This window comes from Xylella taiwanensis (genome assembly GCF_013177435.1).
Classification (GTDB): domain Bacteria; phylum Pseudomonadota; class Gammaproteobacteria; order Xanthomonadales; family Xanthomonadaceae; genus Xylella; species Xylella taiwanensis.
The window spans coordinates 1,286,039-1,301,538 of record NZ_CP053627.1 but is presented as its reverse complement, the minus strand read 5'-3'; the positions used below and the strand labels follow the sequence as shown (position 1 = coordinate 1,301,538).

Sequence of the window (15,500 nt, the reverse complement as noted above, 5' to 3'; positions counted from 1 at the left end):
TAAGCCTGTTCTATTCCGCAAGCAGGCGTTCTCTACGCTTACTCATGACCGATCACGACTACCTGACTCGCTTTCTGTTACCTAATGCCGTAGTCTGCGGTATCCATGTCAGTCTTAACGAAACTTGGAGCAATATCCAGAGGAAAATCCACTACACACCATTTGCACGCCGCCTGCTTGGTGAGGCTGTAGTGGCAGCGGCACTGTTCGCCAATCACACCAAGGTGAGCGGACGCCTCTCGGTGATGTTGCACAGCAAAACAGCACTGCGCACGTTGTTCGCAGAATGCACGGCATCCGGCACCTTGTGCGGCACTGTACATATGGCTAAGGACATATCTCATGCCGATGCGCCAACCAATCTACGCGAATTAAGCAACGATGCCCTGCTGGCAATCACTGTGGAAAATTCAGGACTAGATCCACGTGAACTACAGCGTCACCAAAGCCTCGTCGCACTGGATGCAGCCAATCTGACTGAAGCATTCGAGAACTACTGCCGCCATTCTGAGCAACTACCAACCCGGGTGTTACTGGCAGCCGACGGGAAGCGGGCTGCAGGATTGTTGTTGCAGAAACTGCCTAGTAATGCTGACAACTTGGAGAGCTGGCCACACATTTGTACCCTGTTCAACACCCTGCAAGTATCTGAATTACTAGAACTCTCCGGGCAAGCTCTGTTACATCGTTTGTTTCACGAAGAAACCCCTCAACAGCTAGAGGAGCGTCCACTACGTTTTGGTTGCTCCTGTTCACGCGGGAAAGTCGCGGTAATGCTGCAGGAACTTGGTGAAGATGAGGCGCGCGCCGCCCTCAAAGGTAATGGCACGGCCAAAGTACATTGTGAATTCTGTGGACACGAATACCGGTTTTCTTACAAGGAACTTACCTCATTGTTCCCTTGCAAAGAGGAAAATTTGATAGAGCTTGAAAATATAACAACATGATGATTATCACTATCTGAAAGGATTTCATCTTGTTAAACAATCATAAGCCACCTAATATCCCACCCATAGTTTTGGGAACTTGGCCCATGTTTACCAGGTCTCACTCTCATCCATGAAAATGTTGACTCATCTGCTGCTTGCACTAATGGTCGCCCTAGCGACCGCGCTGGGTGCGCATGCACAGTCAACAATCCACTCTCACTCTATTAACAGCACAATACTGCCAATCTTGGATAAAGGCAGCGGGAAGGTTGAAGCTCTATTGTACCTAGAACCTGCTGGTGAACAGAAAATCGGCACACGCTGGAACTTCAACAAAAATTCGCTGGACACAGCGTTTGGTCTATCCCCAAGTAGTTCGCTGGGACTACTGTGTAATAACGGCAGCGGAATCAGTATGCTCGGCTTGACTACCCATTGCATGCTTGCCAGCTTGGACGAGACTAATGCAAATAATGGCAGTCCACGGATCGCAGCTACTGCCTTGTTTAATAACAACTCTACCCGCTTCGGATTAACCTTCAGTACCGTTCGCAATATCCTGCCAACATGGTTATTTGGTAGTAATTTGACCAAAGTCGAGCAAAACAACCTAACTGTGTTTGGCCAGAAAAGTACAGGTAGAGAAGGCTTCGTCTCGATAGCAGGTACCTATGCGCTCGCACGTGTAGTCCCGCTGACCAATGCCACTGCCGATCTAGCTGGCCAGTGGGACAGTAAAACTCTCAGCATCGGCGGTGGTTACGGATCGTTCAGCGCCCATATCATTGGCCGTGTGGTCGACGCTCCTGGCCGCCGTCCCGAGAAACTGAAAGGTATTGGTTTGGGTTTAACTTGGCGCACGCCTTGGAGCGGCCATTTCTCGGTCGGTGCCGAAAATATCATCAGTCGTGGTAATAATCCGTTTGCACCAAGCAATGAGAACAGTAACGACGGTACGGTACCGTACGTACGCTACGAACAAGATCTCTAGTTAATGACTCAATAATAGAGCTCCTAATAGATTAATCCAATTGTATATTCGAGCAGGACCAACCCATCGACTCCTTGTACCACTCGCCTGTAAAACTCATCAGAGGCCGCAAAAAGAAAAAAACAGAGGACTGGATAGATGATGCATTCGACAGACATCATCAAAACTTCGTCAGTAACCCTAAAAGTTTGGTGGCCCCGGCGGGATTTGAACCCACAACCTACGACTTAGGAGGTCGTCGCGCTATCCAGTTGCGCCACGAGGCCATATCCAATGATGATATCTTAAAATCGCACTAAGACAGCTTGACCAAATTAAAGCTACTACTAAACAAATTGACTTTCATCTTGAATAGCAAGATGCACAACTAGTCAGAGCATTTGGAATCAATGACAGCACAAAAAGCAAGACACTTCCTCAGGTGATAAGCCTAATAGGTGAACATCAAAAATGTGCGATCGGATATTCCCTCAGGAGGCAGGCGTATACTGCTAGACACGATGTTCAGCGTCGTCCAATAAAGAAGGGATGACCATCTAGTGCAACTCTGAGATCTGCGTTTTGACCGGATTCAACTCGTACAAACGATGCCCCTATTTGGTCAACGAGTAAACAGTGTGATAATGGACTACACCAGTCACGCAAATAGCTCATAGTGCAGCAGTCACCATAATTTCGACCTTCCATGCCGGATTGGCCAGCTTGGCTTGTACAGTCATACGCGCCGGCGTGAAGCCTTGAGGTACCCAGGCATCCCAAACTTCGTTCATACCAGAAAAATCACCAATGTCGGCAAGAAAGATTTCAGCTCGTAATATCTTACTCTTGTCGCTGGCCACAAGCGCCAAGAGTCGGTCTATCTCGGCCAGCACTTGCTCAGTCTGACGTCCGATACCAACACTAGTATCTTCAGGCACCTGTCCCGCCAGATAGCAAATCCCGTGGTACACGGTCATCTCGGACATGCGCACGCCAGTTTCGAATCGTTGCAACATTCCAGGCACCTCGAATTAAGTAAGCATTCCCATCAGCACCCTATGCACAGCCCCTACAGCGAAGATCACGGGGAAATAGCACGGCTACAGCAAGATCGCTACAATAACGCATGAATTAAGCTGGTATATGCACAACAGTAAGGATGCATGAACAACCAAGCATCAAACAGACACGCTGTAACCCAGCCGTCAACAATGGCAAATCCAATCAGGCCTAGCCGACACCCAAGAACAGACCGACCACTGTGACGCTACAAATGAAAGCTGTGGTGGAACGCCGACTGACAATATGCCACTCGCAGCAAAAAACTATATGGGCCCGTATAGATGCAACGTCAACTTTCGCCAAATCGCTACGCAAACACTGCCGAGAAAAAGCCGCCCCCTATTGCCCTCTACCGCTCGTTATACCGCATATGTTTCCTCAAATATCTTAAGGATTTATATGCCCTTCGGACACACTGATAGCAATGGATCATGCCATGCTACATCTTTGCTTTTCCCACTTTACTCTTCAATCTGTCGCCCTTGATGTGTGTGCTGTCACTGATCACCCCAGGCGTCACATGGTGTAAGTAACAACTTGGAAATGGATTTTTTCTCTTGACAGAATGTCTGACTCATGACGGATACCAGCACCCACAACGTCCACAGCCAATCTAGCTGGCGCCGCGCCATTCCGGTATTAATCAGTCTGCTCATTCTCGGCATGGCGTTACATGCCTTGTCTAGCCACTTTACCGATCATGGCTATCACCAGATCCGCCTGGCATTCAAAGCATTTACCACTTGGCAAATCGTGATGACCCTGGTACTTGGGCTGTGCAGCTACGCCTGCTTGGTAGGCTTCGATTGGATCGGTCTACAACGTGCCGGCAAGCGTCTACATCCTGCACGGGTGGCGATTACCGCCTTCCTCGCCCACACAATCGGCCAGACGTTGGGCTTTGCTGCGCTAACAGGAGGGGCAGTGCGGCTACGCAGCTACGGCAAAGTGGGATTGAGCTTAATCGAAATCGGTCAAACAGTATTGATGAGCACACTAGGCTTCATATTCGGTGCTTGGGTGCTGCTGGGTTTGGCATTAGCGCTCGAACCGACCACAGCCACATCAGTACTGCCACTGGACACCATAGGGATCCGCAGTACAGGTATTGTCTTGCTCACTGCATTCATGGTGATGCTTTGGCTCGTTGGTAGCAATGGTCGAGAGTTCGGCCTCGGTCGGCAACTCTTCTGGGTGCCGGATAGACGCACCGTGCTCGGTGTAACCGCGCTCAGCATCGTCGAACTAGGTCTGGCTAGCGCCGCATTCTATGTGCTGTTGCCATCGGACACGAACACAGGCTACTTCGGCTTCATCGGCCTATGGCTGGTTGCTGTCGTCGCTGGGTTGATATCCACAGTGCCAGCAGGGCTTGGTGTATTCGAATGGAGCATGCTTAAACTTCTGCCTCAGATTCCACCTGGCGTAGTACTAGCAGCCGCGCTGGCCTATCGCATCACCTATTACGTCTTGCCTACTATAATTGCGCTAGCAATCGCTGTAAGCACCGCTCTGCGTCAACCAATGCGAGTCAGCGCCGGCACTGCACTCGCAATCTGGAAGACAGTACGCCCCTGGCTCCCCAAAATCATCGCACTAGCAGTGTTCGCAATTGGTGCAATCCTGGTGGTAGACGGTACCTTGCCGACACCGAAGTCACGGCAGGATGTCGCACCCCTTCCACTCATCGAGACTTCACATTTACTGGTCAGCCTTGGTGGCGTAGTGCTATTGCTCATTGGCCAGGGGCTGCAACGACGTAGCCACTCAGCTTGGCTGTTGGCGTTAGGCATCTGCATATTACTGCCGCCACTGGCGCTGTTACGCGGTAGCCACTACTCGGTCTCACTGTGGGCTGGCCTGACCGCAGTAACACTCTGGGTAGCACGGCGTGAGTTTTACCGCCAGGGTGCCCTGCTAGACGAGGCTTGGTCGTGGCGCTGGCTGAGTAATCTGGGCATCGTCATGGTTAGCACGTTCTGGCTGCTGTTCTTCGTCTATAGCCACGTTGAGTACAGCAACAGTCTGTGGTGGGAATTCGCAACTTCTGGCAACGCGCCGCGCGCACTGCGTGCATTGTTATTGATATGTGTTTGTTTGATCGTGTTCGGCTTGGCGCGTTTACTGCATAGTGCCCGACGGCCATTCACACCAGCCAGCGAAGCTGAGTTGCAAACGTTGGTGCCGATACTGGCCAATAACAAAGATACAAAAGCCTGTTTGGCCATGACCGGGGACAAGGCGTTGCTGCACGATCCTCAGAAATGCAGCTTCGTAATGATGCAGCGCTACGGCGGTTCACTCATCGCAATGGGTGACCCAATTGGGCCACCTGAAGCAGCTACTCAACTAATCTGGCGCTTCCGTGAAGTAGCTGACCGACTTGGATTGCGCCCAGTGTTTTATCAAGTCGCGGGCAACTATTGGCAGAACTACCTGGATCTGGGTATGACCATGGTCAAGCTTGGAGAGGAAGCAATCGTTGATCTTGAAAAATTCAGCCTGGAAGGACCCGCTAACGCTGAAATGCGGCAGGCATTCAACAAAGGTAAACGACTGGGGCTGAATTTTCGTATTCTTTCGGAAGAAGAAGTCAGACCACTGATCCCTCGGCTCCGTCAGATCTCTGACGAATGGCTGGAAGAAAAAGGCAGTGAAGAAAAAAGCTTTTCACTAGGCAATTTCGATCCTATCTACCTGTACCGCTTTCCACTCGCGGTGATCGAGCACGGGACTGAACAGCGGATCATCGCCTTCGCAAACATCTTGAAAGCGCAAGCAGGCAGCGAGCTATCGATAGATTTGATGCGATACTGCCAAGACGCACCCAATGGCACGATGGACTTCCTGTTTGTAGCCATGCTCCTATGGGGGAAAGAGCGAGGTTTCCAGCGGTTCTCTTTAGGGATGGCACCTCTCTCAGGCTTGGCCCAACACCATTTAGCCGGACGCTGGAACCGGTTCGCCAACTTAGTCGCACGGCATGGCGAACGCTTCTACGGCTTCAGCGGGCTACGCCGGTTCAAAGCCAAGTTCTCACCCAACTGGCGCCCCCGCTACTTAGTGGCACCTGGCGGTATGCACCTGATCGCAGCGTTACTTGATGTCACCCGCCTGATCTCCATAGGTCCCAAGCGCCGTGAGGAGAATTACGATCAAACCTAATGTTTGCAATGCCCTTGGATCAGCCCTATGAAAAACTTTTAAAAATAGCTACACACAGCACAATGAATATCCTACTCACGAAACGCGCAACAAATGCATAGACAGCTGAAAAACTATACAAGCGCAGATTTGAATAGAGGATAACAAACCTTTTCCTAGAGATTTATGAAAAGTCATTATCGCCCTGAATACAGACAACAAAATCGGCAACACGCGACAGTATTAGTTTTATTCAATCAGCAGGCGGTATAGGCGGATCGAGCTGCCACATCCTCAACGATCCAAAACCAGACGAAGTTCCCTATGATACAAACGATGCTGGAAATCAGAAAATCCTGGTCCACTCTTACAGACCCGATGGGAAGTTAAAACGGTATTCAATCACGACAAGGGGGCACTATACACAATATAAACAAATTTTCTTTACATATTTCAAATAAAGATATAGTCCCAACACAGAAAACACGATATGGCTGAGTACGGGAAAAGCAACGCAACATTGTTGGAAAATGCAGAAAATCAAAGCGTTTCACAGAAAAAACCATCTGCACGGAAAATAGACCGCATCTAAGTTAAATGGGCCCATCAACATCAATGGAGACGCCAAATTAGGATAAAAGCGTCGCCTGAACACTCTACAATGCCCACCGTAGGACTTTATCAGGATTAGCAATTGCACAAAGCAAATTACTGCCTCAGCCAGCCGTATCCAGACTAACCCGACTTAAAATGCCGTCGATCAATCCAACTTAGATCGACCAACAATCACATATGAAGAAGCAACGTCATGAACTCACACTGCTGTCGGCTAGCATCCTATTAAGAACGCACCAACCTAATTCGACACTCCAGCAAATCGACATTAATAGAATCTATTCGATCACCCTTGCCCTCATTCGAAAGAATGATTTCGGTGGCATCTTAAATACGTTTGAAAAACACATCCAATGATCTCTTTACGTAGAAACACTACAATATCACCTAGAAAAAACTTCTGAGCCAATTATTTTCGTTAGATGCATAGGGGAATGGGGAATATCAATCCGTTTCTAACGATACACCATCGTTTTAAAACAAATAACTAGCACTGCAGCAGCAATTTGGCTCAACACTCATCACGCAAAAATCGTCCCATCGAAGCAACACCCAGTTGTTCCGACTCAAATTGCCCTGCAACATCAATGAAACCACGCATGATTGCAATCTCACGCGGCTGACGGTTGAGCGCATCACGACGATCTGAATCAGCACCAGCACGCAGCAAACATTGCACTAAAAGTGGCAAACCATGTAGTGCAGCCAAGTGAAGTGGCCCGAAACCGTGCGTGTCTACCACGTCTAAAGTGACTCCCTCATCAAGTAGGCGCTCAACTCCAGCCAGCACAACCTGCTCGTCACAGACTGCACCTCGTTCGGCACGTGCACCAAGCAATAGGAGCAATGGAGTGGTTCTACCGTCAGCGGGCTGCTCCGGATTGGCTCCGGCCAAGAGCAATGTATCCAACAGCGCCAACAACCGACTCTTGTCACGGGCACTAAAGCCATATAGCGCTGCACAATGAAGCGCGGCAAAGCCCAGCACATTGCTGGCATGTACATCAGCACCAGCCGCAATCAGGCGCATCGCAATGTCCGGAAAACCCAGTGCAGAAGCCAACATCAGTACCGTCATCCCCTCCGGTAAACGATGCTCAAGTGGCGCACCCGCTTCCAAAAGAGCGGGAACGATCTCATTCTGGCGCATACTTACCGCTGCCGACAGCGGCGTGGCTCCATTGTTGGCGGCACGCTGCAGGTCGGCCCCACGCATCAGCAGCAGACGCACCACTGGTAGATGGCCACCACCAGCAGCACGCAATAGTGCGGTACACCCCTGTGCGTCAACCGCATCTACCGGCAGCCCCAAATCAAGCAAGCGGCGCACCGCTTCAGTATCTCCTTTCATCGCCGCATCCGGCATATCGGCCTCTCGTAACGGACGACGCGGCAGTGACCAGTTACGCCAGTCCAACCAGGCAGCCAAGTCACGTCGACCACTGGATAGGGCCATACCCAGCGAGGTCTGGCCGTCAGCAGTGCGTGCATTCGGATCTGCGCCATACATCACCAAGAGCTTCAAAGCCGCTTCACGACCAAGAATGGTTGCCTGGTGCAATGCGGTCATACCGTAGCTATCACGAGCCTCACGGTCCACTCCACGCTCCAGTAAAGCCTGTTGCAAACGTAACCAGCCCAGCCGTACTGCCAACACCAGTGGCGGGTCGCCATCTGGTGAAGGCACAAACGGATCGGCACCATGCTCCAACAGCTCACAGGCAAACTGCTCCATACCGCGCGAAGCGGCATCACACTTTACACAGACAGCCAACCACCGTCCCAACCCGCCGGCGCCAGCGGGCGATACACCATGACGCAACAACACCTTCAAAGTCGGTACTGCCTCGATACCACACGCCAATAATGAAAAGATCGGCACGTCCCCAGAGGTATTACGCACCGTCGGTGCAGCTCCATGATTTAGCAACCAATCAACTACATCAGGATTCAATGCCAAGTGCGGATCATGCAAAAGCGTCCCCATTTCTTCTGCATTACACAGTTTGGTTAAGGCCGGCAAATTGCCAAAACTACCCAACTGCAGCCCCTCACGCAGCAATGTCAGTGGTGGACGATCCAGCAACCCAGGTACCGCCGCACCGACACTGATAGGTTCACTCACAGCCACGGGCAGGGGATAGTCGGGATCGAGCAGGGATACGATCAACCAACGCCCAGCCTTAGCAGCGATATCAACCGGACGATAGCCATGCTTGTCCGCTACGACTGGCACGCCAATTTCCAGCAAACGCCGGATTAACATCGGAGTCACCCGCTCGGCCAAGCAAGCCAAAAACACCGCATTGCGACCCTCGCTATCGAAAGCCAACTTGTCGGCCTTGTAGGACAACAGGCACTCCAACACCACAGTGCGTGCGTGCCGAGCTGCCTCCAGCCACGGCGTGCGCCCCCCCATGTCCCGCGCCTCCAGGTTAGCAGCAGCCCCCAGCAGCGCTTTGACAATCTCGATGTGGCCAGCCTCGGTAGCGTCGTGCAGCGCACTGCGACGCAACCGATCGCGTGCATCCACCCGAGCCTTATGCTTGAGCAACAGCAGCACTCCCGTTGGATCATCCTCATCGGTGCCAGCCGCAGCTAACAAGACCGGAGTACCCCCAACCGGCTCTGGCTGGGCACCGCGTTCAAGCAAAAATTTGGCCAGATGCCAATTGCCAACTTGACAAGCAACGGCAAGCGGCGAAAAGCCATCGCAGTTGAGCGCATCCAACTCCGCCGCCGCATCACGTAACAACGCCGCCACCCCCGGATCACAACTGCGGGCGGCATGATGCAAGGGAGTATTGCGATCAGCATCGACAATACGTGGATCTGCACCGTTTGCCAGCAAAGTCAATACCGCCTCAGGCCGGCCATGCCAGCTGTCGCGGGTAGCAGCTAACAACGCTGTCATACCGCGGTGTCGCTGGTTAACGTCGACGCGACGTACAATAAGCTCACGCAGCAAGCGCAGGTCCGGCAAGATTGCAGCCAACACCATCAAACTACGTTGGTCACGTGCCTTTGCGAAGGGCAGCGCATGTGGGTCCGCACCGACCTCAAGTAATTGCAACGCATGATCGACACGGCCGGTACGAGCTGCTTCATACAAATCCGCGACCAGTCGGTCGCTTGCAATCGGTACCAGCGTCCGTGGCACCGCCGCCACTTCAGCCAACAGTTCTCTTGCAATTGGCGGCACACTTCTTGCTCTCAACCCACGCGGTTGAACCCCTTGCAGCAGCAGATGCACCGGCAGCGCCAGTAACGCACTGACAAAAGACAATATCCAACGCATAGATGGCGCGAGTAACCCAGGCCAAGCCAGCGCCACGGCCACAGAACCGATCATCAGCACCAGAACGGCTGTACCAAGGCCTGGCCAGGATGCCAAATCATGTCTTGGCAAAACGTACCAACTGCTGCGAAGCGTACACGGCCCACGTTCCATCTGTGACCATAATGGCCAAGTGCGCCAAAGTGCTAGCAGACTGATACTGACAGCAACACTCAACGCCAATGCCGCCGCAAGACTACCGCTGTTACGCAGCACAGCCAGCGGCCATAACGCCGGCAACACCACGACACTCAAACCACCAGCCCACAGCCCAGCAAGCAACAGCCATTGCCGGCACAGATCACGTAGCGAATGAGGCAGTGCGCGTGTTCCACGTAACCAAGACACACTTAGCGCCAGCATCGGTTGCGCTCCCCACAGCGCTAATACCGCCCCTCCCCCAAATCCAGCAAGCAGATGCAGTAGCACTGCCGCGAACAGCACCAGCACAAACAACTTCAACGGTGCACGCACGCTCAAAATTTCAGTCATCTCCAAACCTATCGACTGATCGGAATGAATACAGCAACAACATGAAGTCGCATTCAGTCAGTTGGTCCTGTACCTTGGCCTGGACACTCTTGGCTAAGCACACACCCAAGATCAATGCGATCTCAAGCACGAACACAAGCATCCGAAATTGCTCGCACGCCATATTTGACAATATGACGAACGTAACCAGACAGGTAGACGCAAGTCTTCTGATTGCGGTAACCCTTGTAAACATAAGCATGGATGCAAATGTAGCCACACAAAAGTGTGGATTTGAATGAAATTGTCGCGGAAATCACTAAGGAAGCCCAGAAGCACCACAACTGAATGTTGCAATGAACTGGTAGCCCGGCTCGATAGCATCAATATACTAATCAAATGTTCCTGCCCAACAGATCTGGTCGAATGAGTCCATTGCAGCCTTCAGCACGCATGGTTCCTATCGCTATCACTGCCTTCACTGCTACTACTGCGGTAGGCACCGGGCAAGCCGCACTTGCTGAAGCACTACGCACGCGCCGCAGCGGGCTCCGCCGTAATGATTTCGGCGTACAGCCGCTAACGTGCTGGATCGGACGCGTCGACGGGTTGGAAACCATGACACTTCCCCAAGCACTGCGTCCCTGGGAATGCCGCAATAATCGGCTGGCTTGGCTGGCACTGCAGCAGGACAGATTGGCCGAGGCAGTCGCAGAGGCACGAACACGGTATGGCAAAGCACAGGTAGCAGTGATCATGGGTACCTCGACATCCAGCATCGGTGCAGCTGAAGAGGCTTATACCCGGATGGAATACGATGCCGAGGGCGCACGCTTCCCCGACGATATGCAAAGAACCACTATCCACAGCCCACATTCGCTAGGCAATTTCGTACAACACGCCATGGACCTGTGTGGCCCCTGCGTTACTGTAGCTACCGCCTGCTCATCTAGTGCCAAAGTATTCGCGCAGGCAGCACGTCTAATCACCGCAGGCGTGGTCAGAGCAGCTCTGGTTGGCGGCGTGGATACCCTATGTGGCAGTGTGCTGTTTGGTTTCAATGCACTTCAATTGATTGCACCAGAACCATGCCGTCCGTTCGATGTACGTCGTGCCGGCTTGTCGCTGGGTGAAGCAGGGGGATTTGCACTACTGGAACGGCTCGACTTGGCACCCGATACGGATCTGTTGCTGTGTGGTTACGGCGAATCCAGCGATGCATATCATATGTCTGCACCACATCCGGAAGGGCTAGGAGCGCGCTTGGCGATGCAAGAAGCACTGGCTATGGCCAACGTGGATGCCACTGAAGTCGGTTATCTGAACTTGCATGGCACTGCCAGCCCTGCCAACGACAGCATTGAAGCCGTGGCCGTGGCTACACTGTTCCCTGCGACACTGCATGCCAGTTCGACCAAAGCCTGGACCGGCCACACCCTTGGCGCTTCTGGCATCATCGAATCCACCATTGCACTATTAGCGTTACGAGGGAACGTCCTGCCCGGCACCATGAATAGCGAACAACTTGACCCAGTGTGCGGACCACAGATCCGTTTCGAAAACGCACACACTCCGATCCTTTACGCGATGAATAACTCTTTCGGTTTCGGAGGTAATAATTGCGCGTTGTTATTCAAAAGGACTGACGCATGAACGTGCTGAGCGCCACTGTCGAAGGTATCGGCTTCTGGTACAACGGCCTACCCAGCTGGGCAGCAGCCTGCGACTTTGTTGCTGGTACCGCACCGCATTCGGCTTCGGCGCGCCCTACTCCTCAACTGCTGGCCGCTAACGAGCGGCGACGTACATCAGACACTGTTGCCGTATCATTGGAAGTTGCACTGGCCGCCTGCATTGACGCTGAATGCGATCCGGCACAACTGCCATCCGTCTTCACCTCCGCATATGGCGACCAAGAAATCACTGACTATATGTGTATGACCCTGGCGAACGACCCGGAAGCGGTATCGCCAACAAAGTTCCACAATTCCGTACATAACGCCGCCGCCGCGTATTGGACCATTGGCGTGCATGCCCTGACACCAACGACTGCACTCAGTGCCAACCGTGCCAGCTTCGCTCAAGGTTTGCTGGAGGCATTGGTACAACTAGCGATGGGCGCCAAAGCGGTGCTTGTGGTCGGCTACGACAGCTACGCGGTGGGACCATTCCGCAGGATATTGTCTAGCCAGGGCCTATTAGCCGGTGCATTGGTACTGAGCAACACATTGCATTCAGATCGGCTGCAATTACGAACGCACCTCGGCGAAGGTGAAGCTCTCCCGGGAGCCGGTCCACTGGCACGGTATGCCGCAGCTAACGCGATGGCACCGATGTTGCCACTGTTCGATGCACTGGCTAGTGCGGATACAGAAACTGCACTGTATGCTGGCTCGAACCAGATACTGCACGTGAAATTGCTACGTTGAACAAGATCGTGCTGACCGCGGATGCCACTGCAATCATCATCCCCGCGCTAAATGAAGTACTGCGCATCCGCGAGGTCACCACCGACGCACTCACGTATTGCCCACACGTGATCGTGGTCGACGACGGCTCTGACGATGGTACCGCTGACTGCATCGCCGATCTGCCAATCACTCTAATACGACACCCACAACGCCGCGGTAAAGGTGCAGCACTGCGCAGCGGCTTCACCGCAGCCACCCACCTGGGTGTACAAGGAGTGATGACCATGGACGGTGACGGCCAACATAGTGTCGCCGACTTGCCACGCCTGCTGGCCGCAGCTAACCGTCATCCTGGCTGTGTGATCATCGGAGCACGGCTGCGCAAGCGTGCCGAGCAACCATGGATCCGGCGCCTGGGGAATCACTTGGCTGATTGGGGCATTAGTTGGGGCTGTGGCTGTCGCATCGTCGACACGCAAAGTGGGCAGCGCTTCTATCCAGCCTCTGTCTTTACCCTACCAAACGTATTTGGAGAAGACTTCGTGTTCGAGGCACAATTGTTGATCTCAGCCGCACGCCAAGCTGGTGCACGGATGGTTGCTGTGCCAATAGAAGCACGTTACACCACTCCCCATTCGCCAAACGTTTTCCGCAAAAGTCATTTTCGAATGGTAAGAGACCTTTGGAAAATCACATCTCACGTCACCGTACAAATCTGGAGCTACGGTCATATATTTCGCGAGTACTACCGCACGCAAGCACATCCTGCCGTTATTGACGATTCGGATAATGAAATGAACGCTGGTACCACATGACCTGTTGATAAAGATGTGAGTCAAAAACACACAAACAGAGTGAACATAGAGTAACGATCCATCCGTGATCACTAGGAGGGGGATTACATTTAGTGCTGCAATTGAAGCGGTACGCACATGTCGAAATGAATTGAAGGTCAAGCTCCCCAATCCAGGATGGATTGATGATGTGGTGCGGTAAGTTGGGCGAAACATCGGCATATTCAGATCTGTTCGAGTACAAACCTTTAGCCCAGTTATTTGTCTGCCCGATGTGTGTAACAAAGCTCCGCTATTTGTGCTGGTTGCAACGGTAATTATCCTCCACCTCTTTCCAGCACGTGCTCTTGATTTATACCACTACGTTGCTCGCGTTTGGCCATCCGTTGAGTTGATCCACATGGATACGGTTAGTAAGCAGAGAAAACGCCAGCATTCCTGCCAAGCCATTCACCCGGCTTACCCACGGTGGCAGCCAACGTGGTGCAGTCAAGGTGCCATCCTCAAACAGTGGAGCGAACACAGCGACATCCTCCAGTGCCATTTTGCCCGCAAACAGCCAACGGCACCGGCGTAATTGGTCATGCTGCAAGGACTGGCAAAAGAAGTGATGCACCGTCATCAACCCTCTCAGATACACGGTGTCCTTGGTGAAGGCAACCCCACCCCCCAAAGGCACACCACGGAACACACGCTGAGCCATCAAGAAACTCTCCGTCTCGTCCTGCCCACTTTGGTGGAAGTAATTGAACACTTCTATAAAGTCGGCCCCGGCACGCGCCATCGCAATTGCCTCGACACGCAGGCTAATACGTTTCAAGCGCTCGATATCGATGCTGCCAGTGATCTGCTCGGCAAAGGTTGCCAACCCCTCTTGAGTAGCGGTCGTACGGGGTGAAGAAACTCCTAAACTTGGTAACACCGGTTGCAAATGTCCGTTCAGCGCGGTCAGCGAGTGAACAAGCGCTTCGTGATGAAACAGTTGGGCGCGATCATAATCACTGAACACTGCACTTGAACGTAACCAAATGTGGTGAGCGCTGGCCATTGCTTTGGCGAGGATATCTGGGTTCAGTTCGACTTCAATCACCCTCCCATTGAAGAAAGCATCCAGATCAGTCTGCAACTGCAAGCGCATCACCGTTGCCGATACTTGATCTTCCGGTAATTTCTGCGCGTGATCTAGATTCTGTGCAATCTGGATGAAATGACGCGCAACTTCGCACGTCATTGAGCAGGTACCGGAAATCGTATCTTCCGGCACACCGAACAACTGCACTGAATAATCGCCCGCTGCGGAGGTACCCAACGACTCAAGCAACGCTGCGGCCATGTCCCAACTGTGAATCGAATCACAAAGATAACGCCCCAGAGGATGCCCCGGATCAGCTTGGTGGGCAATCATAGCGAGCTCGCGCCGGGCATCACTGAAATCTAGACGTGGATAAATCACTTGCGGCAGATGCGGGACACCACGCGTGACACCTTCCAAGAACAATGCCTGTAGTGACTGCGGCCAACTGGACAGCTCCAGCAAATGGATCCCACTCACTGCTTTGACCATGCGTGCGTCCAGCGCAGCGTAGTAAGCAATATCAGTTTGCATCGATAACTCAACTCAAGTGGTGTATGCACGCGCTAAGACATGTTATCAAGCTGGATATTAACCATTAGAAATAAAAATTTATTACAAAGTTACCCTCAGAGGCATTCATTTCTTTTATGTCCATGAAAATCCATGACATGATCTGGGAATCACCTTTTGTA

Annotated in this window: 10 protein-coding genes and 1 tRNA gene; 6 read left to right on the top strand and 5 right to left on the bottom strand. The window is 52.5% G+C overall.

The features are described from left to right. The first annotated feature begins 44 nt into the window (after positions 1–44). The gene (locus PLS229_RS05515) at positions 45–947 is read left to right on the top strand and encodes an Hsp33 family molecular chaperone HslO (protein WP_051482360.1); all 903 of its coding nucleotides are present in this window, start codon (positions 45–47) and stop codon (positions 945–947) included. Between the two features lie 145 nt (positions 948–1,092). After that, complete coding sequence (locus PLS229_RS05510) at positions 1,093–1,920, top strand: XOO1806 family protein (RefSeq protein WP_038272169.1); 828 nt, start codon at positions 1,093–1,095, stop codon at positions 1,918–1,920. A 189-nt stretch (positions 1,921–2,109) separates the two neighbouring features. Here the strand turns inward: PLS229_RS05510 and PLS229_RS05505 are convergent. Further along, a tRNA-Arg gene (locus PLS229_RS05505) sits at positions 2,110–2,186 on the bottom strand. A 384-nt stretch (positions 2,187–2,570) separates the two neighbouring features. Next, positions 2,571–2,915, bottom strand: coding sequence for a RidA family protein (locus PLS229_RS05500; protein WP_038272135.1), 345 nt, complete (start codon positions 2,913–2,915; stop codon positions 2,571–2,573). A 622-nt stretch (positions 2,916–3,537) separates the two neighbouring features. On the opposite strand from PLS229_RS05500, the gene mprF reads away from it, so the two are divergent. Then, entirely contained in the window at positions 3,538–6,126 is a 2,589-nt protein-coding gene (mprF, locus tag PLS229_RS05495; RefSeq protein WP_038272132.1) for a bifunctional lysylphosphatidylglycerol flippase/synthetase MprF, read from the top strand. A gap of 1,105 nt (positions 6,127–7,231) precedes the next feature. Here the strand turns inward: mprF and PLS229_RS05490 are convergent. Beyond that, positions 7,232–10,549, bottom strand: a complete 3,318-nt coding sequence (locus PLS229_RS05490) for an ankyrin repeat domain-containing protein (protein WP_038272125.1) — start codon at positions 10,547–10,549, stop codon at positions 7,232–7,234. Continuing rightward, on the bottom strand, positions 10,542–10,691 hold the full coding sequence (locus PLS229_RS05485; protein ID WP_160165206.1) for a hypothetical protein: 150 nt from the start codon (positions 10,689–10,691) through the stop codon (positions 10,542–10,544). The genes PLS229_RS05490 and PLS229_RS05485 overlap by 8 nt, the downstream gene beginning before the upstream one ends. Positions 10,692–10,954: 263 nt before the next feature. Between PLS229_RS05485 and PLS229_RS05480 the strand changes: the two genes are divergently transcribed. Genes PLS229_RS05480 through PLS229_RS05470 form a run of 3 tightly spaced genes read left to right on the top strand, consistent with a single transcriptional unit; the run spans position 10,955 to position 13,754 of the window. Further along, the gene (locus PLS229_RS05480; RefSeq protein WP_230428207.1) at positions 10,955–12,181 is read left to right on the top strand and encodes a beta-ketoacyl-[acyl-carrier-protein] synthase family protein; all 1,227 of its coding nucleotides are present in this window, start codon (positions 10,955–10,957) and stop codon (positions 12,179–12,181) included. A gap of 2 nt (positions 12,182–12,183) precedes the next feature. Continuing rightward, positions 12,184–12,957 (top strand): beta-ketoacyl synthase chain length factor, encoded by a 774-nt coding sequence (locus PLS229_RS05475; RefSeq protein WP_171898080.1) that lies wholly within the window; start codon positions 12,184–12,186, stop codon positions 12,955–12,957. Then, on the top strand, positions 12,954–13,754 hold the full coding sequence (locus PLS229_RS05470; RefSeq protein WP_038272117.1) for a glycosyltransferase family 2 protein: 801 nt from the start codon (positions 12,954–12,956) through the stop codon (positions 13,752–13,754). Before PLS229_RS05475 ends, PLS229_RS05470 begins: the two co-directional genes overlap by 4 nt. A gap of 331 nt (positions 13,755–14,085) precedes the next feature. Here PLS229_RS05470 and PLS229_RS05465 read toward each other — a convergent pair whose 3' ends face one another. After that, positions 14,086–15,339, bottom strand: coding sequence for a flavohemoglobin expression-modulating QEGLA motif protein (locus PLS229_RS05465; RefSeq protein ID WP_038272115.1), 1,254 nt, complete (start codon positions 15,337–15,339; stop codon positions 14,086–14,088). Between the last annotated feature and the right edge of the window lie 161 nt (positions 15,340–15,500).

Bases quoted from the DNA above. Each gene is read 5' to 3' on its own strand.
- PLS229_RS05515 (WP_051482360.1), top strand. From the start codon at position 45: ATGACCGATCACGACTACCTGACTCGCTTTCTGTTACCTAATGCCGTA.
- PLS229_RS05510 (WP_038272169.1), top strand. From the start codon at position 1,093: ATGGTCGCCCTAGCGACCGCGCTGGGTGCGCATGCACAGTCAACAATC.
- PLS229_RS05500 (WP_038272135.1), bottom strand. From the start codon at position 2,915: ATGTTGCAACGATTCGAAACTGGCGTGCGCATGTCCGAGATGACCGTG.
- mprF (WP_038272132.1), top strand. From the start codon at position 3,538: ATGACGGATACCAGCACCCACAACGTCCACAGCCAATCTAGCTGGCGC.
- PLS229_RS05490 (WP_038272125.1), bottom strand. From the start codon at position 10,549: ATGACTGAAATTTTGAGCGTGCGTGCACCGTTGAAGTTGTTTGTGCTG.
- PLS229_RS05485 (WP_160165206.1), bottom strand. From the start codon at position 10,691: ATGCTTGTGTTCGTGCTTGAGATCGCATTGATCTTGGGTGTGTGCTTA.
- PLS229_RS05480 (WP_230428207.1), top strand. From the start codon at position 10,955: ATGAGTCCATTGCAGCCTTCAGCACGCATGGTTCCTATCGCTATCACT.
- PLS229_RS05465 (WP_038272115.1), bottom strand. From the start codon at position 15,339: ATGCAAACTGATATTGCTTACTACGCTGCGCTGGACGCACGCATGGTC.